General features: G+C 65.6%; 15 protein-coding genes and 3 pseudogenes. 14 read left to right on the plus strand and 4 right to left on the minus strand.

Annotated features, from left to right (window positions below):
* The first annotated feature begins 3 nt into the window (after positions 1-3).
* The 8 genes and pseudogenes from GKC70_RS16565 (at position 4) to GKC70_RS16600 (ending at position 11451) form a co-directional block, all read left to right on the plus strand.
* Positions 4-945 carry a DUF58 domain-containing protein gene (locus GKC70_RS16565; protein WP_039576400.1) on the plus strand — a complete coding sequence of 314 codons (942 nt, stop codon included), beginning with the start codon at positions 4-6 and terminating at the stop codon, positions 943-945.
* On the plus strand, positions 942-1436 hold the full coding sequence (locus GKC70_RS16570; protein WP_342649317.1) for a DUF4381 domain-containing protein: 495 nt from the start codon (positions 942-944) through the stop codon (positions 1434-1436). Before GKC70_RS16565 ends, GKC70_RS16570 begins: the two co-directional genes overlap by 4 nt.
* On the plus strand, positions 1429-2505 hold the full coding sequence (locus tag GKC70_RS16575) for a VWA domain-containing protein (RefSeq protein WP_342649318.1): 1077 nt from the start codon (positions 1429-1431) through the stop codon (positions 2503-2505). Before GKC70_RS16570 ends, GKC70_RS16575 begins: the two co-directional genes overlap by 8 nt.
* Positions 2502-4230 (plus strand): annotated as a pseudogene (locus tag GKC70_RS16580) (tetratricopeptide repeat protein). The gene GKC70_RS16575 and the pseudogene GKC70_RS16580 overlap by 4 nt, the downstream one beginning before the upstream one ends.
* Entirely contained in the window at positions 4227-5843 is a 1617-nt protein-coding gene (locus GKC70_RS16585) for a BatD family protein (protein ID WP_342649319.1), read from the plus strand. The pseudogene GKC70_RS16580 and the gene GKC70_RS16585 overlap by 4 nt, the downstream one beginning before the upstream one ends.
* Positions 5844-5975: 132 nt before the next feature.
* On the plus strand, positions 5976-7214 hold the full coding sequence (locus GKC70_RS16590; RefSeq protein ID WP_342649320.1) for an exonuclease SbcCD subunit D C-terminal domain-containing protein: 1239 nt from the start codon (positions 5976-5978) through the stop codon (positions 7212-7214).
* The gene (locus tag GKC70_RS16595; RefSeq protein WP_342649321.1) at positions 7211-10855 is read left to right on the plus strand and encodes an AAA family ATPase; all 3645 of its coding nucleotides are present in this window, start codon (positions 7211-7213) and stop codon (positions 10853-10855) included. Before GKC70_RS16590 ends, GKC70_RS16595 begins: the two co-directional genes overlap by 4 nt.
* Complete coding sequence (locus GKC70_RS16600) at positions 10852-11451, plus strand: glutathione S-transferase N-terminal domain-containing protein (protein WP_029615147.1); 600 nt, start codon at positions 10852-10854, stop codon at positions 11449-11451. The genes GKC70_RS16595 and GKC70_RS16600 overlap by 4 nt, the downstream gene beginning before the upstream one ends.
* Before the next feature lie 7 nt (positions 11452-11458).
* Here the strand turns inward: GKC70_RS16600 and GKC70_RS16605 are convergent, their stop codons facing one another.
* From GKC70_RS16605 to GKC70_RS16620, 4 genes and pseudogenes are all read right to left on the minus strand, one after another.
* Positions 11459-12589, minus strand: coding sequence for a lactonase family protein (locus GKC70_RS16605; protein WP_342649322.1), 1131 nt, complete (start codon positions 12587-12589; stop codon positions 11459-11461).
* Positions 12555-12845, minus strand: a complete 291-nt coding sequence (locus GKC70_RS16610) for a DUF5629 family protein (protein ID WP_039576382.1) — start codon at positions 12843-12845, stop codon at positions 12555-12557. Before GKC70_RS16610 ends, GKC70_RS16605 begins: the two co-directional genes overlap by 35 nt.
* 64 nt (positions 12846-12909) lie before the next feature.
* Complete coding sequence (locus GKC70_RS16615) at positions 12910-15279, minus strand: RND family transporter (protein WP_342651542.1); 2370 nt, start codon at positions 15277-15279, stop codon at positions 12910-12912.
* 20 nt (positions 15280-15299) lie between these two features.
* Positions 15300-16321, minus strand: a pseudogene (locus GKC70_RS16620) (YCF48-related protein).
* Between the two features lie 357 nt (positions 16322-16678).
* Here GKC70_RS16620 and tssI point away from each other — a divergent pair.
* The 6 genes and pseudogenes from tssI to GKC70_RS16650 all read left to right on the plus strand — a co-directional run bounded on the left by tssI (position 16679) and on the right by GKC70_RS16650 (position 23415).
* Positions 16679-18782 (plus strand): annotated as a pseudogene (gene tssI, locus GKC70_RS16625) (type VI secretion system tip protein TssI/VgrG).
* Complete coding sequence (locus GKC70_RS16630; protein WP_342649323.1) at positions 18779-19354, plus strand: DUF4123 domain-containing protein; 576 nt, start codon at positions 18779-18781, stop codon at positions 19352-19354. The pseudogene tssI and the gene GKC70_RS16630 overlap by 4 nt, the downstream one beginning before the upstream one ends.
* Positions 19351-20193 carry a hypothetical protein gene (locus GKC70_RS16635; protein WP_342649324.1) on the plus strand — a complete coding sequence of 281 codons (843 nt, stop codon included), beginning with the start codon at positions 19351-19353 and terminating at the stop codon, positions 20191-20193. Before GKC70_RS16630 ends, GKC70_RS16635 begins: the two co-directional genes overlap by 4 nt.
* Positions 20186-21904 (plus strand): hypothetical protein, encoded by a 1719-nt coding sequence (locus GKC70_RS16640; protein WP_342649325.1) that lies wholly within the window; start codon positions 20186-20188, stop codon positions 21902-21904. Before GKC70_RS16635 ends, GKC70_RS16640 begins: the two co-directional genes overlap by 8 nt.
* Positions 21905-22071: 167 nt before the next feature.
* Entirely contained in the window at positions 22072-23004 is a 933-nt protein-coding gene (locus tag GKC70_RS16645; protein WP_342649326.1) for a hypothetical protein, read from the plus strand.
* Positions 23005-23145: 141 nt separating this feature from the next.
* Positions 23146-23415, plus strand: coding sequence for a PAAR domain-containing protein (locus tag GKC70_RS16650; protein WP_342649327.1), 270 nt, complete (start codon positions 23146-23148; stop codon positions 23413-23415).
* Position 23416 lies beyond the last annotated feature (1 nt).

Genomic DNA, 23416 nt, shown 5'->3' on the forward strand with positions numbered 1-23416 from the left:
CGCATGCCCGCCGCCCACCTGAGCGAACCCGGCATCCGCATCGGCCTAGCCGAGCTGATCGACATGCGCCACCGCGTGCGCGAAATCCAGCTGTTTTCCCGACCCGGCCAGCGCAGCCCGCTGGTGGGCCTGCACCACTCCAAGCTGCGCGGACGCGGCGTGGATTTCGACCAGGTTCGCGTCTACCAGGCCGGCGACGATGTGCGCAACATCGACTGGCGCGTCACCGCCCGCACCCAGGAGCCGCACACCAAGCTGTTCCATGAAGAGCGCGAGCGGCCGATCTTCATCCTGGTCGAGCAAAGCCAGCGCCTGTTCTTCGGCTCGGGCCTGATGTTCAAGTCGGTGCTCGCCGCGCAGGCGGCCGCGCTGTTCGGCTGGGCCGCCCTGGGCCACAACGACCGCATCGGCGGCCTGGTGTTCGGCGACCACGAGCACCACGAGATCAAACCACGTCGCAGCAAACAGAGCCTGCTGCAGTTGCTCAATCGCCTGGCGCGCATCAACCAGGCGCTGCACACCGAAGCCGTGTCGCAAGCGGACAGCCTGGGCCTGGCCCTGCGCCGTGCGCGCGAGGTGCTGCGCCCCGGCAGCCTGGCCATCGTCATCTGCGACGAACGCGCGCTCACTCCGGCGGTGGAACAGCACCTGGCGATGCTCTCGCGCCATTGCGACCTGCTGCTGCTGCCGATCAGCGACCCGCTCGACCATGCCCTGCCCGCCGCCGGCCTGCTGCGCTTCGCCCAGCGCGGCGCGCAACTGGAACTCGATACCCTGGACGCCAACCTGCGCCTGCTCTACCGCCAGCAGGCCGAAGCGCGCATCGAGCGCTGGGAGTTGCTGGCGCAGAAACTGCGCGTGGTGCTGATTCCGCTGAGCACCCAGAGCGAAATGATCGAGCAGTTGCGCGAGTCCCTCAACCAGCGCCCTGGAAGCAGCCAATGAACCCGCTGGATCAGTTGCAACCGCTGATCGCGCCAGCGCCGATCGGTATCTGGCCGCCGGCACCGGGCTGGTGGCTGTTGCTGGCCGTGCTGCCGCTGTTGGGCTGGGGCCTGTGGCGCCTGCTGCGCTGGCGCCCGGTCCCGCGCAAGGTGGTGCGCGCCGAGCAGCCGCTCGATCCGGTGCGGGTCGAGGCGCTGGCCGAACTGGCCCGCCTACCGCGCCCCTATGACGGTGCACCGGCCGGCGCCTGGCTGCAGCAGATCAACGCCCTGCTCAAGCGCCTGTGCCGCAACCACTATCCCGGTGCCCACAGCCATACCCTCAACGGCCGCCAATGGCTGGCCTTTCTCGACAACCGCTGCCCGGCCGCCGGCTTGACGCGCTGGATGGTGCTGGTCGAAGGCGCCTACAAGCCCGAGTGCAAGCTCGACGACAAGGCCATCGCCGGGCTTGCCCAGGCGGTCGAGACCTGGATTCGCAAACATGTTTGACCTGGCCTGGCCGTGGATCTTCGCGCTGCTGCCGCTGCCTTGGCTGATGCGCCTGCTGCTGCCCACCGCCGACAGCGGCGAGCCGGTACTCAAGGTGGGTTTTCTCGACGAACTGGAAAGCCTGGCCGGGCGCCGCGCGCGCCTGAACCTGCCGACCTGGCGCCAGCAGGCGCCGTTCCTGGTGATCTGGCTGCTGTTGCTGCTGGCCGCCGCGCGCCCACAATGGCTGGGCGAACCCATGCCGATCGCCGCCAGCGGCCGCGACCTGCTGGTCGCGGTGGACGTATCGGGCTCGATGGATTTCCCTGACATGCACTGGAAAGGCGAAGACATCAGTCGCCTGGACCTGGTCAAGGCACTGCTTGGCGACTTCCTCCAGGACCGCGAAGGCGACCGGGTCGGCCTGATCCTGTTCGGCAGCCAAGCCTACCTGCAAGCGCCGCTGACCTTCGACCGGCGCACCGTGCGCACCTTCCTCGACGAAGCGCAGATCGGCATCGCCGGCAAGAACACCGCCATCGGCGACGCCATCGGCCTGGCAGTCAAGCGCCTGCGCCAGCGACCGGCACAGAGCCGGGTGCTGGTGCTGGTCACCGATGGCGCCAACAACGGCGGGCAGATCCACCCGTTGACCGCCGCGCGCCTGGCCGCTCAGGAAGGCGTGCGCATCTATGCCATCGGCATCGGCGCCGATCCCGACGCCAACGGCACACCGGGCCTGCTCGGCCTGAATCCAAGCCTGGACCTGGACGAAGCCTCGCTCAAGGAAATCGCCAGCCTGACCCAGGGCGCCTACTTCCGCGCCCACGACGGTGCCGAACTGGACGCCATCGGTGATACCCTCGACCGCCTCGAACCGGTGGCCCAGCAACCCACTCAAGCGCGCACCGCCCATGAGCTCTATGCCTGGCCACTGGCCCTGGCGCTGCTGCTCAGCGTACTGCTGGTGATCGCCGCGCAGTGGCCCGACCACCTTCTGCAGCGCCTGCTGCGTCGTCCGCGTTTCCTGCAGCCCCATCCGCAATGGCGTCAGCGCCTCGAACGCCTGCGCCTGAGGAGGCGGCGATGATCGAACTCTGGCCACACTGGCTACGCCCGCTCTGGCTGCTGAGCGTGCCCGTGCTCGCCTGGCTGTTGTTCAAGCTCTGGCATCGGCGTCAGCGCGCCGGACGCTGGCAGATGATCCTGCCGCCGCAGTTCCACGCCGTGCTGCTCGGTGGCGGCAGCGGCAGCAGCAGCAAACTGCCCTGGATCGCCCTGGGCCTGGCCTGGCTGCTGCTGGTACTGGCCTTGCTCGGACCGAGCTGGCAGCGCCTGGAAGAAACCCGTCAGCGCCCCGCCGATCCGCTGGTGATCCTGCTCGAACTCACCCCGCAGATGCTCGCCGAGGACGTCCAGCCCAACCGCCTGGAGCAAGCTCGACGCAAGATCCTCGACCTGCTCGAACACCGCCGCGACAGCCAGACCGCACTGATCGTCTACGCCGGCAGCGCACACACGCTGGTACCGCTGTCCGACGATATGGGCACCACCCGCAACCTGCTCGAAGCGGTCGATCCGGCGATCATGCCGCAGCCGGGCCAGCGCGCCGACCTGGCGCTGCACAAGGGCTTGGCGCTGCTGGCCCAGAGCGGCCTGGGCGAAGGCCGGGTGCTGCTGATCGGTTCCTCGCTCAGTGCCCAGGAGCGCCAGGGCATCCGTCAGGCCCTCGGCCGTCAAGGGCCTTCGCTGCTGATGCTCGGCGTCGGCACCGCCGAAGGCGCGCCCGTGCGCCAAGCCAACGGCGAATACCTCAAGGACGCCCAGGGCGGCATTCTCGTGCCGCACCTGGACAGCCCCGAGCTCAAGCGCTTCGTCACCGGCAGCGGCGGTCGCTACCGCCACGCCCGCGTCGACGACCTGGACCTGCGCGGCCTGGGCCTGTTCGACAATCCGCGCGCCCTGCGCGACGACGGCCAGACCCTGCACCTGGACAGCTGGGCCGACCAGGGTTACTGGCTACTGCTGCCGCTGCTGCTGCTGGCCGCCTGCGCCGGGCGGCGCGGCTGGCTGTTCTGCCTGCCGCTGTTGCTGGCCCTGCCCCAGCCCAGCCAGGCCTTCGAATTCCAGGACCTGTGGCGACGCCCCGATCAACAGGGCCAGCACCTGCTGCAACACCAGCGCCCCGCCGAGGCCGCCGAACGCTTCGAGGATCCGCAGTGGCGTGGCATGGCGCTGTATCAGGCCGGTGACTACAGCGGCGCGGCCCAGGCCTTCGCCCAGAGCAACAGCGCGGCCGCCCACTACAACCGCGGCAACGCGCTGGCCCAGGCCGGCGAGCTGGAGGCCGCGCTCGACGCCTACGAGCAGGCCCTGGAGCGTCAACCCGACCTGCAACCGGCGCTGGACAACCAGGCGCTGGTCGAGCAATTGTTGCAGCAACGCCAAGGCAAGGCCGAGGCGCAAAGCGACAGCGACCAGGCCGAACAGAGCCCGAGTCGCGACACCGACGGCAACAGCAGTTCCCCAACAGCAGCGCCCAAGGCACGCCCGGCAACGACGAGCAGAGTCCGGCCCAGGACAGCCGCGACGCCCGCAATGCCCCAATGACGACGATGCGACCGGCTCCAGCAGCCCCGGCGACGATGACGACAGCGTCACCCAACCGCCGCAACGACCGGCCGCCACCAGCCTGGACGCCGAACAGCGCCAGGCCCTGGAACAGTGGTTGCGGGAAATCCCCGACAACCCGGCGCAGTTGCTGCGGCGCAAGTTCTGGTACGAACAGCAATTGCATCAGGAACCCAAACGATGAGTCGCCTCGGCGTCTTTGTACTCGGCCTGCTCTGGCTCACCCTCACCCAGGCCCAACCGGCGCTGCAGGCCAGCGTCGACCGTACCCGCGTGGAGGCCGGCGAAACCCTGGAACTGACCCTGGAAAGCCAGGACGTCACCCAGTTCGGCAAACCCGACCTGCGCGCCCTGGAGGGCGATTTCGAGGTGCGCGGCACCCGCCAGCTCAACAGCCTGCGCACCCTGGATGGCGAAACCCGGGCCAGCACCCGCTGGATCGTCACCCTGCTGCCCAAGCGCAGCGGCAGCCTGCAGATCCCGGCGCTGCAACTGGGAGAGTCCCGCAGCGAGCCGATCGAGTTGCACGTGGTGCAAGCCGATCCCAACCGCCCCGACAGCGCCTCGCAGGTGTTCATCGAGACCAGCCTGGACAGCCCCGAGGTCTATGTTCAGGCCCAGGCCGTGCTGACCGTGCGCATCTATCACTCGGTGTCGCTGTACGACGATAGCAGCCTCAGCCCGTTGCGCCTGGACGAGGTCAAGGTCGAGCCACTGGGCGAGTCGCGCACCTACGAGAAGGACATCAACGGCGTGCGCCACGGCGTGATCGAAACCCGCTATGCCCTCTACCCGCAGCGCAGCGGCCCGCTGCAACTGCCGCCGCTGACCTTCACCGCCACGGCCGCCGACAGCGGCCAGCAGCCCGGCAACAGCGGGCGCCAAGTGCAAGTCAGCTCGCTGCCGCTGAGCCTGCAGGTCAAACCGATCCCCGCCGCCTGGCCCGCCGGGCTGACCTGGCTGCCGGCGCGCAGCCTGACCCTGGAAGAGCGCTGGAACCCCGACCCCAGCCAACAACCCACGCAAATCGGCGACTCCTTGACCCGCAACATCACCCTGCGCGCCGAGGGCCTGTCCAGCACCCAACTGCCGCCGCTGCCGGCGACCGAAGCACCCGGCCTGCGCCGCTACCCCGACCAGCCCTTGCTGCGCAACGAGATAAACGAACGCGGCATGACCGCCAACCGCGAAGAGCGCGAAGCCCTGGTCCCCACCCGCAGCGGCCACCTGCAGTTGCCGGCGCTGGAAGTCACCTGGTGGAACACCCTGGAGGACCATCTGGAACACAGCAGCCTGCCGGCCCGTGGTCTGCAGATCGACGACAACCCGGCCCTGAGCACCGACACGCCTGCCGCCGACGGCGCGGGCGGTAGCCGCCTGCTGTGGCCCTGGCAACTGGCAACGCTGATCCTGGCGCTGACCACGCTGCTGGGCTTCGGCCTGTGGTGGCGCGCCCGCTCGCAGCCGGCAGTGCTGCGCACGGCGCAGAATGGACCGAGCCCACGCACATTGCTCGACGATCTCAAGCGCGCCTGCCAGGCCAACGATCCGCATGCCACCCGCCCGGCGCTCGATGCCTGGGCCCGTCAGCAGCCCGAGACGCTGGCCGAAATGGCCGCACGCTTCGTACCCTTGTCCGATGCCCTGGATGGACTCAATGGGGCGCTTTACAGCGAGAGCGGCCAGAACTGGCATGGCGACGAGTTGTGGCGCGCGATCGGCAGCATCCCGCCTGGCCAGCCTGCCGTCGCGCCCGGTGGCGACAGCGGTAACCTGCCGCCGCTGTACCCCAAGTGAAGACCGCCCGCCGGGGCGGTCCTGAGCATCGGCAGAACCGATCGCGGACGAGTTGAGTTACCATGGCGGCCCTTCCGAGCGCCCCTTCAAGCGCGACCCGCGTTCGCTCGACTCGACATCAACAGGTCCCCCATGCGTCTGTTTCACACCTCCGACTGGCACCTGGGCCAGAGTCTCCACGGCCAGGAACGCGACTTCGAACACGCCTGCTTCCTCGACTGGTTGCTGGGCCAGTTGCGCCTGCGCCAGCCCGACGCGCTGCTGATCGCCGGCGATATCTTCGACACCGTCAACCCGCCGGTCAAAGCCCAGGAACGCCTCTACGACTTCATCGTCCAGGCCCACGAGCAGCAGCCGAAGCTGGACATCGTGATGATCGCCGGCAACCACGATTCCGGCTCGCGCATCGAGCTGCCTGCACCGCTGATGCGGCGCCTGCGCACCCATGCCCTGGGCCGCGTGCACTGGATGGACGATGGCCAGCTCGACGCCGAGCGCCTGTTGATTCCGCTGACCAACGCCCGCGGCAAGGTCTGCGCCTGGTGCCTGGCCCTGCCCTTCCTGCGTCCAGCCGAAGTCACCGGCCCGCAACTGGGCGACGACTACCTGCAAGGCATTCATCAGGTGCACCAGCAACTGATCGGCGCTGCGCTGGGCAAACGCCGCAAGGACCAGGCGCTGATCGCCATCAGCCATGCGCACATGGCCGGCGGCTCGATCAGCGAAGACTCCGAACGCAGCCTGATCATCGGCAACGCCGAAGCGCTGCCGGCGCGGCTGTTCGACCCGGCCATCGCCTATGTTGCCCTGGGCCACCTGCACAAGCCGCAGAAGGTCAACCGCGAGCAACGCATCCGCTACAGCGGCGCGCCTATTCCGTTGTCGTTCGCCGAGATCAACTACCCGCACCAGGTGCTGGAGATTGAGCTGGACGGCGCCGCGCTGGTGAGCGTCGAGCCGCGCCTGGTGCCGCGCGCCGTGGCCTTGCAGCGCATGGGGCCGGCGCCGTTGAGCGAGCTGCTCGAGCAACTGGCCGAATTGCCGGTGATCGATCTGCTGGACGATCCCAACCGTCAGCCCTGGCTGGAAGTGCGCGTGCGCCTGGACGAGCCTCAGCCGGACCTGCGCCAGCGCATCGAGGCCGCTCTGCACGGCAAGGCCGTGCGCCTGGTGCGCATCAGCGCCGAATACGCCGGGCGCGACGCCCATGACGACGACGGCCAGGCGTTCGTCGAGCTGTCGCAGCTCACGCCGCAGGATCTGTTCGGCCGCGCCTGGGAGCAGGCCTACGGCAGCCCCGTCGACGAGCAGACCCTGAATGACTTCGCCCTGCTGCTGCAGGACGTGCAACTGGAGGCGTCGCAGCCATGAAGATCCTGGCCATCCGCCTGAAGAACCTGGCCTCCCTGGCCGGCCCCGTGGACATCGACTTCACCGCCGAGCCCCTGGCCAGCGCTGGCCTGTTCGCCATCACCGGGCCGACCGGCGCCGGCAAGAGCACCTTGCTCGATGCCCTGTGCCTGGCGCTGTTCGGCACGGTGCCGCGGCTCGAACCGATCGGTCGCGAAGCCAAGGTGCCCGACGCCGACGGCGAGATTCCCACGTCCGACCCGCGCAACCTGCTGCGGCGTGGCACCGGCAGCGGCTTTGCCGAGGTCGATTTCGTCGGCATCGACGGCCAGCGCTACCGCGCCCGCTGGGAGGCCAACCGCGCCCGCGACAAGGCCACCGGCAAACTGCAGCAGAGCCGCCAGAGCCTCTATGACCTGGACGGCGAGCAACTGCTGGCCAGCGGCAAGCAGGAATTCAAGTCGCTGGTCGAGGCGCGCCTGGGGCTGAACTTCGAACAGTTCACCCGCGCGGTGATGCTGGCCCAGAGCGAATTCGGCGCCTTCCTCAAGGCCGACGACCGTGAGCGCAGCGAGCTGCTGGAAAAACTCACCAACACGGCGATCTACACCCGCCTCGGCCAGCGCGCCTTCAGCCGCACCCGCGAAGCGGCCGACGCACTCAAGACCCTGGAAGACCAGGCCAGCCATCTGCTACCGCTGGCGGCCGACGCACGCGCCGAGCTGGATCGACAACTCGAACAGGCTTTGCTGCAGTTCAAGGCTGAGCAAGCCAACGAACGGCAGTTGGAGCAGCAATGCGCCTGGCTGGCCGAGCAGCAGCGCTTACAGGCGCAACGCCAGGACGTGGTCGAAGCACTCCAGGCCGCCGAGCAGGCCAGCGAGCAGTTGGGCGAACAGCGTCTGGACCTGCAGCGCCTCGAGCGTCTGGCGCCGCAGCGTCATCAGTTCCAGCGTCAGCACGCCCTGGGCGCCCAGCTCGCGCCGCTGGCGGCAGAGATGGCCGAGCAGACGCGTCAGCAGGCCGACCTGCACGCCCGCCTCGGCGAGCATGAGCAGGCTCAGCTCGCGGCCCGCGAAGCCCTCGCGCAACAGCAAGCGCAGCAGGCCGAACAGGCCCCGCGCCTGCGTCAGGCGTTCGCCGCCCAGCACGAACTGGCGCGCCTGGACCAGGACCTGGAGAAGCAGCAGTCGCTCTGCCAGGACGCCGAACAGCGTCTGGTCGAGGGCCAGCAACACCTTGAGCAGGTGCAAGAACACCAGCAGCGCAGCCTGGCGCAGTTGGCGCTGATCGACACCAGACTGGCCGAGAGCCAGCATTTGTCCGGGCTGGCCGACGCCTGGCAGGCGTACCTGCCGCAAGTGCGTCAGGTGGTGCAGATCGGCGCCCGCCTGGCCCAGGGCCGCGAAGAGTTGCCCGGTCTTCAGGCCCAGGCCAGCCAGGCCACTGCGCAGGTACAGAGCCAGCGCGACAGCCTCGAGCTGCTGTTCCGCGAAGCCAAGGCCGAGCCCGAGGCACTGGCCGAGCAGATCGATCTGCTCGGCGGCATGCTTCAGGACAATCGCAAACAGCAGCGTGCCGTGGAGGAACTGTCGCGCCTGCACGGCCGCAAACGCGAGTTGAGCCAGCAACGCGATGGGCTGCGCGAACGCCAGCAGCAGGCCATGCAGCAGCGCCAGCAGTTGATCGCCCAGGGCACCGCCGCCAAAGCCGAACTGGACGCCGCCGAGCAGGCCTTGGCGCTGACCCGGCAATTGCTGGAGCGCCAGCGTCAGGCGCGCCACAGCAGTGTCGAAGCGCTGCGCAGTCAGTTGCGCGAGGGCCAAGCCTGTCCGGTCTGCGGCAGCGCCGAGCATCCGTTTCACCAGCCCGAGGCGCTGTTGCATAGCCTCGGTCAGCACGACCAGGTCGAAGAAGAGACGGCGCAGCAGCAGGTCGCGACGCTCACCCAGCAACTGGTGGAGTTGCGCACCCAGCTCGGCGTAGTCAACGCTCAGCTCAAGGACCTCCAGCAGCAACACCTGCACCTGGACGAACAGTTGCAACCGCTGGCGGCCCAGTTGCAGGCCCACAGTCTGTGGCCAGCGCTGGCGCCCCAGGACGACCCGGCCCGCAGCGCCTGGCTCGACAGCCAATTGCGCCGGCTGGAGACGGAAATCGGCAGGGACGAGCAGCGCCAGAGCGCCCTGCTCACGCTGCACAAAGACGCGGCGCGCCTGACCCAGCAGATGCAGGCGGCGCAACAGGCCCAGCAGCAAGCCCAGCGCCATCTGGAACAGCAGCACCAGGCCCTGGATAACGACGAGCAACAATTGCGGCAAGGCCTGACGGACTTGGCCAGCGTGCTGCCCGAAGACGTGCTCAAAGCCCTCAGCGATGACCCCGCCCACGCCTTCGTCGCGCTCGACCAGCAGATCAGCCTGCGCCTGCAACAGCAGACCCAGCGCCAGGAAGAACAGCAGGAGCAGCAGGCCCGCCAAACGCAACTGGACAAGTTGCACGATCACCACCAAACCCAGGCCCAGGCGCTGGAACAGTTGCAGCAGCAACGCGCAGCGCTCGATGCCCAGCGTCAGCAGGCGCACGCCGAGCTGTCCGAACTGCTTGGCGAGCAGCCCAGCGCCGAAGCCTGGCAGCAGCATGGCGACACGCAGCTCGAACAGGCCCGGGCACTCGACAGCGAGACGGCGCAGCAGCTTCAGGCGCTGCGTACCCAGGACGTGCAACTGGCCGGCGAACTCAAGGCCAACACCGCCCGTCAGCAGGCGCTGGAGCAGGAACGGCACGCCTTGGACAGCCAGATCGCCGACTGGCGCGCCGAGCATCCGCAACTCGACGACGCTGGGTTGCAACGCTTGCTGGCCATCGACGACGCCGAGGTCAGCGCGCTGCGTCAGCGCCTGCAGCAGGCCGACAAAGCGGTCGAACAGGCCCGGGTGCTGTTGCAGGAGCGCGAACAGGGCCTGCAACAGCACAACGCCGCGGGTGCGGTCCAGGCGTCGATCGACGACCTGCAACAACGCCTAGTCGTGCTGCGTGAACACCTCAACGCCCAGGAACAGCAGTGCGCCGAACTGCGCGCCCGTCAGGCCGACGACCAACGCCGCCAGCAGGCGCATCAGGCCTTGGCCGACGCCATCGAGCAGGCCCGCCACGAATGGCAACGCTGGGCGCGCCTGAACGCACTGATCGGCTCGGCCTCCGGCGATGTGTTCCGCAAGATCGCCCAGGGCTACAACCTCGACCTGCTGCTGCACCACGCCAACCAGCAGTTGCGCCAACTGGCCCGGCGCTACCGCCTCAAGCGCGGCGGCAGCGCCCTCGGCCTGTTGGTGCTGGACACGGAAATGGGCGACGAACTGCGCTCGGTGCATTCGCTGTCCGGCGGCGAGACCTTCCTGGTGTCGCTGGCCCTGGCCCTGGGCCTGGCGTCCATGGCCTCGAGCACCCTGCGCATCGAGTCGCTGTTCATCGACGAAGGCTTCGGCAGCCTCGACCCGGAATCGCTGCAATTGGCCATGGACGCACTGGACGGCTTGCAGGCCCAGGGCCGCAAGGTCGCGGTGATTTCCCACGTGCAGGAGATGCACGAGCGAATTCCCGTGCAGATCCAGGTGCGCCGCCAAGGCAACGGCTTGAGCGATGTCGAGGTCTGCGGGTGATCCTCTACTCGTTCCGGCGCTGCCCTTGGGCCATGCGGGCGCGCCTGGCGCTGCGCTATGCCGGCTGCGACGTGGAGATCCGCGAAGTGTCGCTGAAGCACAAGCCCGCCGAACTGCTGGCCTTGTCGCCCAAGGGCACGGTGCCGGTGCTCGATACCGGCACCGGGGTGCTGGAGGAAAGCCTGGACATCATGCGCTGGGCTCTGGACCGGCATGACCCGCAAGACTGGCGCTTGCTCGACGACCCGCCCGCCGCAGCCCGCGCCGAGGTGCTCATTGCCCGCAACGACACGGACTTCAAGGCCCAGGTGAACCGCTACAAGTACGCCGAACGTTACCCCGAGCATTCGCGTGAACACTACCGCCGGCAGGCTGAAACCTGGCTGGCCGAACTGGAAGGATTGCTGGCGCAGCGGCTCTTCCTGCTGGCCGATCATCCAAGCCTGGCCGATGCCGCGTTGATGCCCTTGCTGCGCCAGTTCGCCGGGGTCGAACCGCAATGGTTCGCCGAGGCCGCTTATCCGCGCCTGCGCCGATGGTTACAAGGATGGCTGGCGTCGGAGCTGTTCACGGCGATCATGGCCAAGCAGCCCTGAGCGCCAATCACTCGAACAGCTTCAGGTCCGAGGGCGCGTCCTGAGCCAGGGTCTGCACCGTGTCGCCGAGCCTGCCGCTGCGCGGGTCTCGATGCATCACCACGATCTGGTTGCTCTTCTGGTTGGCCACCAGCAGGAACTTGCCACTGGGGTCCAAGGCGAATTCCCGGGGATGATCGCCTTCCACCGAGCGACGCTGCACCAGGGTCAGGTGGCCATCCTCGGGATCGACGGCATAGACCACGATCTGGTTGGCGGTGCCACGGTTGCTGACGTAGAGAAACCGCCCATCGTCCGACAGGTGCAGCCCTGCAGCGGCCTTCGCCGCCGGGTCGGCGCTGTCGGTGAGGGGCAGGCGCTGGCGTTCGATCAACTCGACCTGACGGACATCGAACATCACCACTTCGGCGCTCATTTCCAGGGTGAGGTAGGCATGCCGGCCCTTGGCATCGAACAGCAGGTGACGCGGCCCGCTGCCCGGCGGCAGCGTGACCGATGCCGGAGTGGCTGGGGTCAATGGCTGATCGCTGCTGGCGCCGTCGTAGCGATAGATGAACACCTTGTCGGCACCCAGGTCACTGGCATACAGATGGCTGCCATCGGGGGAGCGCACCACCGAATGCACATGGCCACCGCGCTGGCGCTCGGCATTGACCTGGCTCGGCGCATGCCGCAATTGCTGTTGCACCTTGCCCAGCTTGCCGTCGCGATCCACCGCAATCACCACCAGGCTGCCACCGGGGTCGGGGGCCACGGCGTAGTTGGCCACGAACAGGTAGCGTTCATCCTGGCTCAGGCTGGCGTGGGTCGGCTCATCTCCGTGGCTGGGCACCTGTCCGAGCGGTTCGAGCTCGCCGTCGCTGCCCACCGCATAGCTGCTGACATGACCTGCACGCGTCTCGTTGACGGTGAACAGCTGCTTGTGGTCTTCGGACAGCACCAGCCAAGACGGGCTGTCGGCCTCGATCACTTGCAGCGGCTGCGGTTCGATGCGCCCGGTGTCGGTGTCGAAGGCATAGCGATACAGGCCCTTGCTGGCGCCGTCGGTGTAGCTGCCCACCAGCAACGTGGCAGCCTGTGCGTTGACGCCCAGACCCATGAGACTAACGATCAGCAGGCGCTTCCAGTTCCGGTTCATCTTCGTCCTCATCGGGGGCGCGAAAGGCACTCATCAACACCAGGCGGTGTTCAGCTTCGGCATCGGCCAGCAACCAATCGTTCCCCTCGGCGCGGGCGGCGGCGACCTGCTCGGCACTGAAAGTCCAGCGACGCAGTTGGCGACCGTCCATGCACTCGACCACCAGGCCGGTGTCGTCGCAGGTGAAGTCGAAGGCATGCAGGCCGTCGATCAGCAGCATGTCGCAGGATTCGAGGGCAGTAGCGAGAGCGGGCATGGGAACCACCTAGGGCGAAAAAAGGCGGCCAGTATATCGCCCTGGCCGCCTGCCCGCCCCTGGCTCAGTGGGCGAAGATCGAGCCGCCCGGCTTGCCCACCATCTTCTGCGGCTTGATCAGGAAGCGCGCCAGTGCCGGCAGCAGCCACAGCGCCCCGAACATGTTCCACAGCAGCATGAAGGTGAGCATCAGGCCCATGTCGGCCTGGAACTTGATTGCCGAGAAGATCCAGGTGCACACGCCGATGGCCAGGCACAGACCGGTGAACAGCACGGCCTTGCCGGTGGAGCGCAGGGTTTCGTAATAGGCCTCCTGCAACGGCAACCCCGCGCGCAGGAAGCTTTCCAGGCGGCTGTAGATGTAGATGCCGTAGTCCACCCCGATGCCCACGCCCAGGGCCACCACCGGCAGCGTCGCCACTTTCACGCCGATACCCATGAAGGCCATCAGGGCGTTGCCCAGCACCGAGGTCAGCACCAGCGGCAGGACGATGCACAGGGTCGCGGCGAAGGAGCGGAAGGTGATCAGGCACATCACCGCCACACACAGGTACACCAGGATCAGGATGGTCAGCTCGGCCGACTTGATCACCTCGTTGGTGGCCGCCTCGATGCCGGCGTTGCCGGCCGCGAGCAGGAACTGCAAGCCGTCACGATCATGCGCCTCGGCAAAGGCCTTGGCGGCGGCGGTGACCCGTTCGAGGGTCTCGGCCTTGTGGTCGTTGAGGAACACCAGCACCGGGGCCAGCGAGCAGTTGGCGTTGTACAGCCCGTCGGCACGGGCGATGGAGTTGTTGAGGATGTCCGGGTTGCGCGACAGCGTCTCCCACTTCAGGCTGCCTTCGTTCATCCCCTTGATCACCTGCTTGGACACGGTCACCAGGGAGATGGTCGACTGCACGCCGGGGGTGTTGTCCATCGTCCACATCAACTCGTCGATGGGCGCCATCGTGTCGTGCACCGAACAGCGCTCGGCGGCGGTCTTGACCATGATCACCAACACATCGGAACTGGTGGAGTAGTTGCCGATCATGAAGCGGTTGTCCAGGTTGTAGCGTGAGTCGGGACGCAACTCCGGTGCGCCCTGATCGAGGTCGCCGATCTTCAGGTTCTGGCTGTACCAGAGCCCACCCGCAAAGGCCAACAGCGCCAACCCGATGGACACTGGCGCCACCTTGGGGCTGGCGAAGTTCGACAGCAGGCGCCAGAACGGGTGCTCGCAGACCGCATCCTGCTTGCTGCGGGCGATGGCCTTCTGGCTGATACCGACGTAGCTGATGGCCACCGGCAGCAGGATCAGGTTGGTGAAGACGATCACCGCCACGCCGATCGAGGCGCCAATGGCCAATTCGCGGATCACGCCGATGTCGATGATCAGCAGGGTGATGAAGCCCACGGCGTCGGCGAGGATGGCGATCATCCCCGGCAGGAACAGTTGGCGGAAGGTGCGTCGGGCGGCGGTCAGGGCGTTATCGGCGTCGCTGGACTGCAGGGCGATGCCATTGATCTTCTGCACACCGTGGGAAATGCCGATGGCGAAGATCAGGAACGGCACCAGCATCGAATACGGATCCAGGCCGAAGCCTACCGCATGCATCAGCCCCAGTTGCCAGACCACCGCCACCAAGGTGGTGATGAGCACGGCGATGGTGCTGCGGATGCACCAGGTAAACCAGTACAGCAGTGCCCAGGTGATCAGCAAGGCGATGCCGAAGAACATCGCAACCATCACCAGGCCGTCGATCAGATCGCCGACCTTCTTGGCGAAGCCGACGATATGGATTTTCACGTTGGGGTTCTGTGCCTGGAACTTGTCGCGGATTTTCTCTTCCAGTTGATGCGAGAACTTCTGGTAGTCCAGCCGGGTGAGCGTGCCGGGGTGCTGCGGGTCGGGGAAAGTCTCCAGCAGCGGGATGTCGATGATGCTCGACTTGAAATTGTTGGCCACCAACCGGCCGACCTGCCCGGACTTGAGCACGTTGTCGCGCAGGGTGTCGAGGCTGTCCGGCGAGCCATCGTAGGTGTTGGGGATCACCTCTCCGCCAGAGAAGCCTTCCTCGGTCACTTCGCTCCAGCGCACGCTGGGGCTCCACAGCGACTTGAGCCCGGCGCGGTCGACGCCGGGCAGGTAGAACACCTCGTCGTTGATCTGACGCAGGGTCTCCATGTAGTCCTTGTCGAAGATGTCACCGTTGACGGCCTCCACCGAGATGCGCACGGTGTTGCCGAGATTGGCCAGGTCGTCGCGGTGCTCCAGCATCTGTTCGATGAAGGGGTGCTGCAGCGGGATCATCTTCTCGAAGCTGGTGGACGGGCGGATCTGCGTGGCCTGCCAGAACAGGAACATGCTGACCACCACGCACAGTGCGATGACCACCGGGCGATTGTTGAAGATCAGTCGCTCGAGCAGGGTGGCCTTGTCGTTATGGTGCATGTCGAGCTTCTCCGGACGGTTCATGGCTGCACCTCATCGGCACCCTCGGCACTGGCCAGATGCACCCCGCCCTGCCCACCAGCAGCAGGCGGTCGTTGCTCAGGCCACTGACACCGGCCAGAGCCAGACGGTCGGCGCGGTTGTAGAGGCTGAAGGTCTGGCCGTCGTCGCGGCTGCGCAATACGCTGCCGCCGTTGCCCACCACCACCAGGCTGCCGTCGCCCAGCAACGTGGCGTTAGCCAGGCCGAATTCCAGCGGCCCGCGTGGGGTCTGCACGTCGATGGCGTGCCAACTGTCGCCGAAGTCGGTGGAGCGCAGCAGGTTGCCCCGCAGCCCGAAGGCCAGCAGGGTGTGCGGCTGGGCAGTGCCGATCACACCGAACAGCGAACCTTCATAGGGGCTTTGCACCGGCGTCCAGGTCAGGCCGTCGTCACTTGAGCGGAACATGCTGCCTTGCTCGCCGACGATGAACAGGCCAGCGTCCTTGACCTGGGTGATGGCATTGAGGTGCATCTGCTCGGGGTTGTCCAAGCGCTCGCCCACATCCTGCCAGTGCTGGCCGCCGTCGGTGGTTTCCAGCAGCGCACCGTAGGCGCCGACGGCGAAGCCATGCAGGGCGTCGATGAAGCGCACATCCAGCAGCGGCGCTTCGCGGGCGAGGTCCTCGAACTGCTTGTTCCAGGTCGCGCCGCCATCGGTGGTGGCAAGGATCTGCGCATCATGCCCCACCGCCCAGCCGCGCTTGTCATCGAGGAAGAACACGGCGGTGAGCAGTTGCCGAGTGGGCACCCGGGCCTGGCTCCAGGTCTTGCCCTGGTCATCGGAAAACAGGATATGACCGCGATCGCCGACCACCACCAGACGCGGCCCGGCATGGGCAGCGTCGATCAGCAGACTGCGGCTGGCCTTGGTCGACTCCACCGAGTATTCGGCGGCGGCGGCCGCCTGCGCGGTGTCTGTCCAGGTGCCCAGCGCCACTAGTGCGCTGGCCGTCAACGCCAAGGCTGCGCGCCTGACATCCACCCTCAGCCATTCCCTCATCACCGCCCCTGTTGTGTTCTTGTAGTGGGTCAATGCCTTGCAGGTCCTGCGAAAACCCTTGATCCAGAGCCCTGCGATAGCGTGGGGCGATCCTATCGGGGAACTTCGCGCGAACACAACGGGCGGGACGTTATGTTTTGTTAACCGCCCCTCACTGCACGGGATACTCGGAATCTGATCCCGCGAACGCGTACTGTGCGGTGCCCAGCGCGCCGCTATGCGTCTGGGAAACCTCCCACAACGCTAAAGGAAGCCACTGGCAAGACGCTAATTCCCCATCGCATTACGGTCTTTTTTGACTGCCTCCGAACGTATGCCCCGTTCACAGAGGCAGGCAGAACCCGACAAGGACCGTTTATGCCAAGCCAATCCGACTTGCGCTTCACCTTCACGCCCCTGGCAGGCAGCGGTGAATTCGAGGTGGTGTCGTTCACGCTCGATGAAGCCGTCAGCACGCCCTTTCAGTTGACACTCGATCTGGTCAGCCACGACAACGACATCGACTTCGGCCATCTACTCGATAAACCTGCAGTGTTCACCCTCTGGCAAGGCGCACGACCGGTACGCCATGTCCACGGCCTGGTCAGCAGCTTCAGTCAGGGTGAAAGCGGCTTTCAGCGCACCTTCTATCACGCCCGGGTAGAGCCCCAGCTGGCCCGCGCAAGGCTGCGCTCGAACTGGCGCATCTTCCAGCACAAGACGGTCCCGCAGATTCTCCAACTGATGCTCGAACGCCAAGGCATCACGCGGTTCGAAATCAGCACCGTGCTCGACCACCAGGTCCGTGAGTTCTGTGTACAGGCCGGGGAGACGGACCTCGATTTCATGGCTCGCCTCGCGGCCGAAGAGGGTTTGGTCTACCGCTTCGCTCACAGCGCCAAGCACCACACGTTGCTCATCACTGATCGTCTGCTGTCGATGGGGACGCTCACCGGCAGCGCCATCCAGGCCGATGACCAGGATCCCTTCGATGACGACACGCCCGGCCCCTCCTACACCGTGCTCTATCAGTGCACTGGCGGTGGCGATCCGCAACGACCCTGCCTGCGCACGCTTCGCTACAGCGAGCAGGTCCGTACCGCGCAGCAGGTGCAGCGCGACCATACCTTCACACACCCGGCCTACCGTCAGGAGCACAGGGCGTGCGCGCCCGCCAGCCATCTGGCCCACCAATCGTCGAACTACGAACGCTTCGACTACCCCGGCCGCTACAAGCGTGACGAGGTCGGCAAGCCGTTCACCGAAACACGCATCAGCGCCCTACGCCATGACGCCCGCATCGCCGAAGTCGAAGGTGACGACATACGCCTGCAACCGGGCCTGAGCTTCACGCTCACCGATCATCCGCGAAGCGACTTCAACGTCCACTGGCGCGTCATCGGCCAGACCCACACGGGCAAGCAGTTCACCAGCCTGCAGGAGGAAGCCTGCCGCGCGGACCCGGGCACGCAGTACCAGTACAGCGCAGTGCTGGTCCCGGGACTGGACGAGTGGCGCCCTGCCTTGCTGGACAAACCTCGCGTCGACGGCCCGCACATGGCCACCGTCGTCGGACCACCTGGGGAGGAGATCTATTGCGACCCATGGGGGCGCGTCAAAGTCAGCTTCCCGTGGGACCGTGAAAGCCACGAAAACGAGTTCAGTTCCTGCTGGGTGCGGGTATCGCAAGGGTGGGCCGGGGCAGTTGGGGATCGATGGCCATCCCGCGCATCGGCAATGACGTGATCATCCACTACGTCAATGGCGACCCCGACCAGCCCATGATCACCGGCCGTACCTACTGCGGCACTCAATTGCCGCCCTACGACCTGCCCGACCACAAGACGCGCATGACCATCAAGAGCCAGACCCACAAAGGCGACGGCTTCAATGAACTGCGTTTCGAGGATGAACTGGGCTGCGAAGAAGTGTTCATTCATGCCCAGAGGAACATGAACACCAAGGTGCTTCATGACGACCAGCGCATCGTCGGCAACGACCAGACCACCACGACGGGTCGTGATGCGCGGTCCAGCATTGCCCGGGACGAGACGACCAGCACAGGGCGCGACCGCCGCGATCATGTGCATCAAGACAGTTTCACCACCATCGACCGCAACGCGGTACGCGACATCGGCAATGCCAGCCAGGAAACCGTCGGCACGGACCAGCACTTCACAGTAGGCCGGAACCAGACACTCATCGTCGAAGGGACGCGCACCCTCGAGGTCCGCACCGGTCAACGCTTACTGCCCCCTCCTACATGCTCCAGGGCACCGAGCGCATCCATATTCGTGGCCCCAGCGGCAAGATCGTCTTCGATGCCGACGGCATCACGATCGAAGCGACGAATATTCGTTTCAACGGCAACGTCACCTACCAGACGCCAGCAACCGCCCAGACCGACGCGATCGAAGCAGCGATCCGCGAGGGTTCGCCACTGATCGAGGAATGCCCCTTCAGCGACAAGGGGGACGCATGAGTTTCATTGCGCAGTTGCGCGACTACGGGCTCGGGACAGCGCCTGCCAGCGGCCATCTGTACCTGCTTGCGCAAGCCTCCGCCCACCCAGGATTGATAGGGCACCTGGAGTTTCAGGGCGCAAGCCACCAGTGCCTCTGGCACCTGGAGCCGGGAAGCGGGCTGGAACACCATGCCCCGTGGCTGTTCCAGCTTGCCCCCGACAGCGCCCTTGAGACCTGGCTGGGTTCCCTGCACGACGGCCTGGGCTGCACCGTGATCGAGACCGATGCGGCGATTGCAGCACTGGCACGGCACCTGCGCCGGTTCAGCAAGGTCCAGCAGGGCAAAACACGCTATTTCTTGCGTCTGGGTGACCCCAGGTCACTGAGCGTCTATGTCGCGTCACTGGCCAGGCAGCCGAGTGCACTCGCACAGTTGTTCGATCATGGGCGTCTGCGCACGCTCTATTTCCATGACCCGAAAACCGATCTGGCAATGGCTGTGCAACCGTTGTTCGAGCAAGCAGCGGGCACGTGCGAGCAGATGAGCTGCTTGGCCTGGCGGTTTCCTCGCCCCAAGGGCACACCATGAAGCTGCCGCCCCTGGACCTCGAGGCTATGCGCAAGGCCATGCTGCAGGCCAACAACCGCGGCCTCTCTCGCAGCCTGCTGGCGTCGCTGGGGCCTTCGCTGGCCACCCTGCATACCCGTCCCGAACGCGTGCCGCTGCTGGTCGCCTGCGTCACCGAGCTACTCGAGCACACCGAGGCCTACCACCCGGGTGACTACAGCCTCCTGGTCCTGCCTCATTTGCTCCTGGGGGTGGGGTGGTGGAAAGACCCGGCCTGCGGGCTGCTGACACAGGTCGATCAAGCCCCCGGCCTGCGCCAGCAGGAGCGCCTGGCCCTGTTGGCCGAGCACACGATCACCCATCGCCAGCAGTTGGAAAAACAGCTATCGCGCATGCATGACATCACCCTGTCCATGCTCGAGGCCCCAGCGCAACGCGAAAATCCCAACCAGCTCTGGCACGCCCTCGCGCAATTGATGACGCTGCGCGGTATCGCAGGCGAAACGCACCAGGACAGTTATCGCCAATACGAAGCCGATGCCTTCGACAGGTACGGACTGGCCCTCACCTCGCACCAGGCGCTCAGCGGCAACCAACTACTGGCCTACCAGCATTACGGCATGCGGATTCCGCAGCCGTCCGACGACCTGCGACAGCTTGACCCCCTCTCACGCCACCGCGTGTTGATGCACATCGCGCTAGCGATCACGTTCGGGCGTTTTTTCAACCACAACCCGTTGTTCAGCCCATGGGTCCAGCCGCTGGAAGAACTGCAATGCCCACGTGAAAGAGGCCGGCAGTTGGCCCGGGAACTGAACGCTCACCAGCACGCCCTCAAGGACGCCCTCTCGCATGCCTGAAGATCTCCCGAACGCTGGCCTGGAGCGGTTGCGCCAGGACGTGCGCAACGGCGCCCTGCCCGCGCCAGCCAGTGTGTGCATTCCCTGCTCGCTCCCCGGCGCCTTGTTTTCGCTCGATGGCATGGACGGTTGCGACTCGCTGCTGGGCATCCCCTCCCGCGATGGCGTCGGCCCAAGCTGGTTCCGCAACAACCCGTGGATCCGCGACCAGGCTCGCAACCACCGCGATACGTTCCTGCAACACGTGCTGGAACACGCCGGCTTGACCCTGGGCGATGCCTGGCTCGCCGAGTTCCTTGCCTTCGTCAGCCGCGAAAAAATCGAACTGCTGTGCGTGGACGAGCAGATCCGGGAAGACGACCTGGCGCCGCCGGTGCTCGACCATATGGGTGTCCGGACCCATGACGGGCTCGGCTTCGAACTGCGGCACAACTTCCTGTTCCTGGCCGGCAAGCTCTATTTCGCCACATTCACCCACGCCAGTTGGTCTGAAGCTGCGCGCGAGGAATACCTCGACGACAACGGCGAGCGTCGGATCAGCCCGCCGTACACCTGGCACAGCCCCACCGGCCTGTACCCCATCGCCGACGCCTGCGAGCAGTTGGCACGGCATTTCATCGAGGCCAAGGCCAGCGCGCGCTTTTGGGCAGGCGCAGCAGGCGCTGGCGAAGCCGCCCTCGGCGTGTTGGCGATGATACCGGTAATCCGTGGCATCACCGGGGGTGTCACCGTGGGCCGTTATGCCTTCGCCGCCATCGAAGCCGCATTGGCCGCCGATGCCATCGTCGATGGCAGCAGCCGCATGATCACCGGCGAGGGCTTGAGCATCGGCGAGCGATTCTTCACCGACCTGGCTCGCCTGGCCAACCCCGATACCGCCGAAGCCCGCGGCAAGCAGGTATTCATGGCCATCAACCTCGCCCTGTTGCTGCCTGCGGCCTACGGTGGTGCCCGTTGGCTGATGCACAAGGTCCGCCCCGGCAGCGTGACCACCGTGCGCCTGGACGAGAGCGCCTTGAGCGAAGAGGCAGTGCGACGGCTGGGTAGGCGGACAGCGGGCGAAATCAACGTACTGGAAACCCAAATCGAGCGACGCGTGGTCGACGGCGGCCTGCCCGTGCGCGCCAGCGAGCTGCATTCGGTGGAGCGCAACGCCAGCCTGGTAGGGCTGGAGGTCACCGGCGGCAAGGCCGACTACCAGTACATGGCCACCACCCTGCGCGACCGCCTGGTGGCATTGATCCAGCACAGTGTTGGGCCGGTACGTATGGGCGGCAGCCTGACCCGCGTGGTCGCCGACGCGGGCGAAGAAGCCCTGGCGGCGGCGTTGGTCAGTCACTGGAAGGTCAAGCCCGAGAACATCCTCGGGCTCAGTACCCAGCCCGGCAAGGCCAGCCAGTTCGGGTTGAAGAACAGGAGCGACCAAGGCATCGACATGCTGGTGTACGTGCCGCCACCCCCGTCGATGACCGTGAGAAACCCGACTACTGGGGCCATGCGTCATCACATCGATGGGATCAAAGGGACATCACCGGTGGAAGAGTTGAAGTTCGAGGAAGGGACGTTGTTGGTGATCGAGGTGAAGACGACGCTGGGGAAGAGTAGGACGCCTGGGTTTTTGAAGACGCAGGCTGTAGGTGGTGAAGTTGATACAGCACGTATACAGAATCTTATTCTCAGGCAGAGGAAAGGGTGGAACCCAAAAAACTAAGCGAGGCTAACCCACAATTTGAGGATATAGCTAATGCCCTTTTTAAAGCCGTTGAAAGCGGAAAAGCATCGTACATTCACGCCCAGGTTTTTTTTGACTCTACCGGAAAACTCAGCAACATAGCCGGACCGACAGCTGGTGTTCAACTAAACAGATGGGACTAAAAAATGACACCCAACAAACGATTACTGAAGAGCTTACGAGACATTCAGAGCTGGGCCTGCGGGGGCATGAGACCTCGGGTAGCCGAGATAAATGATTTCATTGGCGGGAACGGGCGGATTGGAGTAGCCAGCATCCAGATGTTTCTAGAAGGTATGCAAAATATTGGAGGCAGCCTGCAACAGGCAGGCCACAAAGTTAGCACGGAACCTCAGAAAAAGTTAGCTATGGGGAATCTAAAAATCTTAACCGCAAACAGCGTCACTATTCTCGCACTGAAGGAGACCCTGAAAACCGGCATTGACGATCTTGATGGTCTTACCCAAGTTATGATGTGCGGCTTGGCAACTGGCCAACTGGGACTCATAGAACCTTTCCACCAAACTGTTTTTGCAGGCTTGAACGGTGGTTACGGCGTTCGCGACGGCCACAATCGTCCGATCGGCACCACCCTACGCTATGCCGCCTTCGGCCTCACCATCATCGGTGATTGGCTCGGCAAACCTCTGGACCTCGACAAGCACGCTCTCCCCCGCGACCCCGCCTGGGGCCAACTGGTTGCACACTGGCGCGAACCCGATCCCCAAAAGCTTCTCCCAATCCTGCTCGACGCCTGCGATACCCACGTCGAACGCATTGCCTTGACCTCTCGCGAACTCGACTCCGGCAATTTCGAATTCGGCTCACCCTTCGAGGCCGTCTACCCCGCCGAAATCCTCGCCATCAAAAACCTGCGCCTCTCGCTCGGCCTGCAGACGCCTTTCATCGATCACCCGTTGATGAAAAGCCCCTACGCGATGCTGACCCTGCCGCCACACACCCCATTGGAGCGCGACGAACTGCTGGAGCAATTCTTGAAAGCGGCCTGCCGCTACAACCCCGAAGCCGTCCCTGAGGGGCTGTATGAAGCTGTGCGCGAAACGGGCGCGATAAGTTGACACAGGCTGGGTCTGGAGCAGCGGCATCGCTCTCGGTGCTGCCGAGGATGCGAACATCAAGGGCAACGGCCCAGCCGCGTTTGCACCTGGGGATAACACGATGCGAGCAAACATGTTGGAAAAACCAAGAGGATCTCAAGCATGAGCAGACGCGGTGCCATTCGCATGGATGACGTCCACTCCGGAGGAGGCAGCATGATCGAGGCCAGCGGTATGCGGATCAACGGTCGTGCACAGTGTGTGCTCGGGGATCGAGCAGAATGCCCACTGCACAGCGGGGTATTCGCACTGGTTTCGGGCGGGGACGACAGCATCGAGTCAAATGGCAGACCCTTGGTGTTCGAGCCAGCCAAGCTGGGCTGTGGCTGCCAGGTCAGGTCCAGTTGCTCGGTGGGATATGCCAGGCGCTGAA

The sequence above is a fragment of the Pseudomonas sp. REB1044 genome, from assembly GCF_038813925.1.
GTDB classification, from domain to species: domain Bacteria; phylum Pseudomonadota; class Gammaproteobacteria; order Pseudomonadales; family Pseudomonadaceae; genus Aquipseudomonas; species Aquipseudomonas boreofloridensis.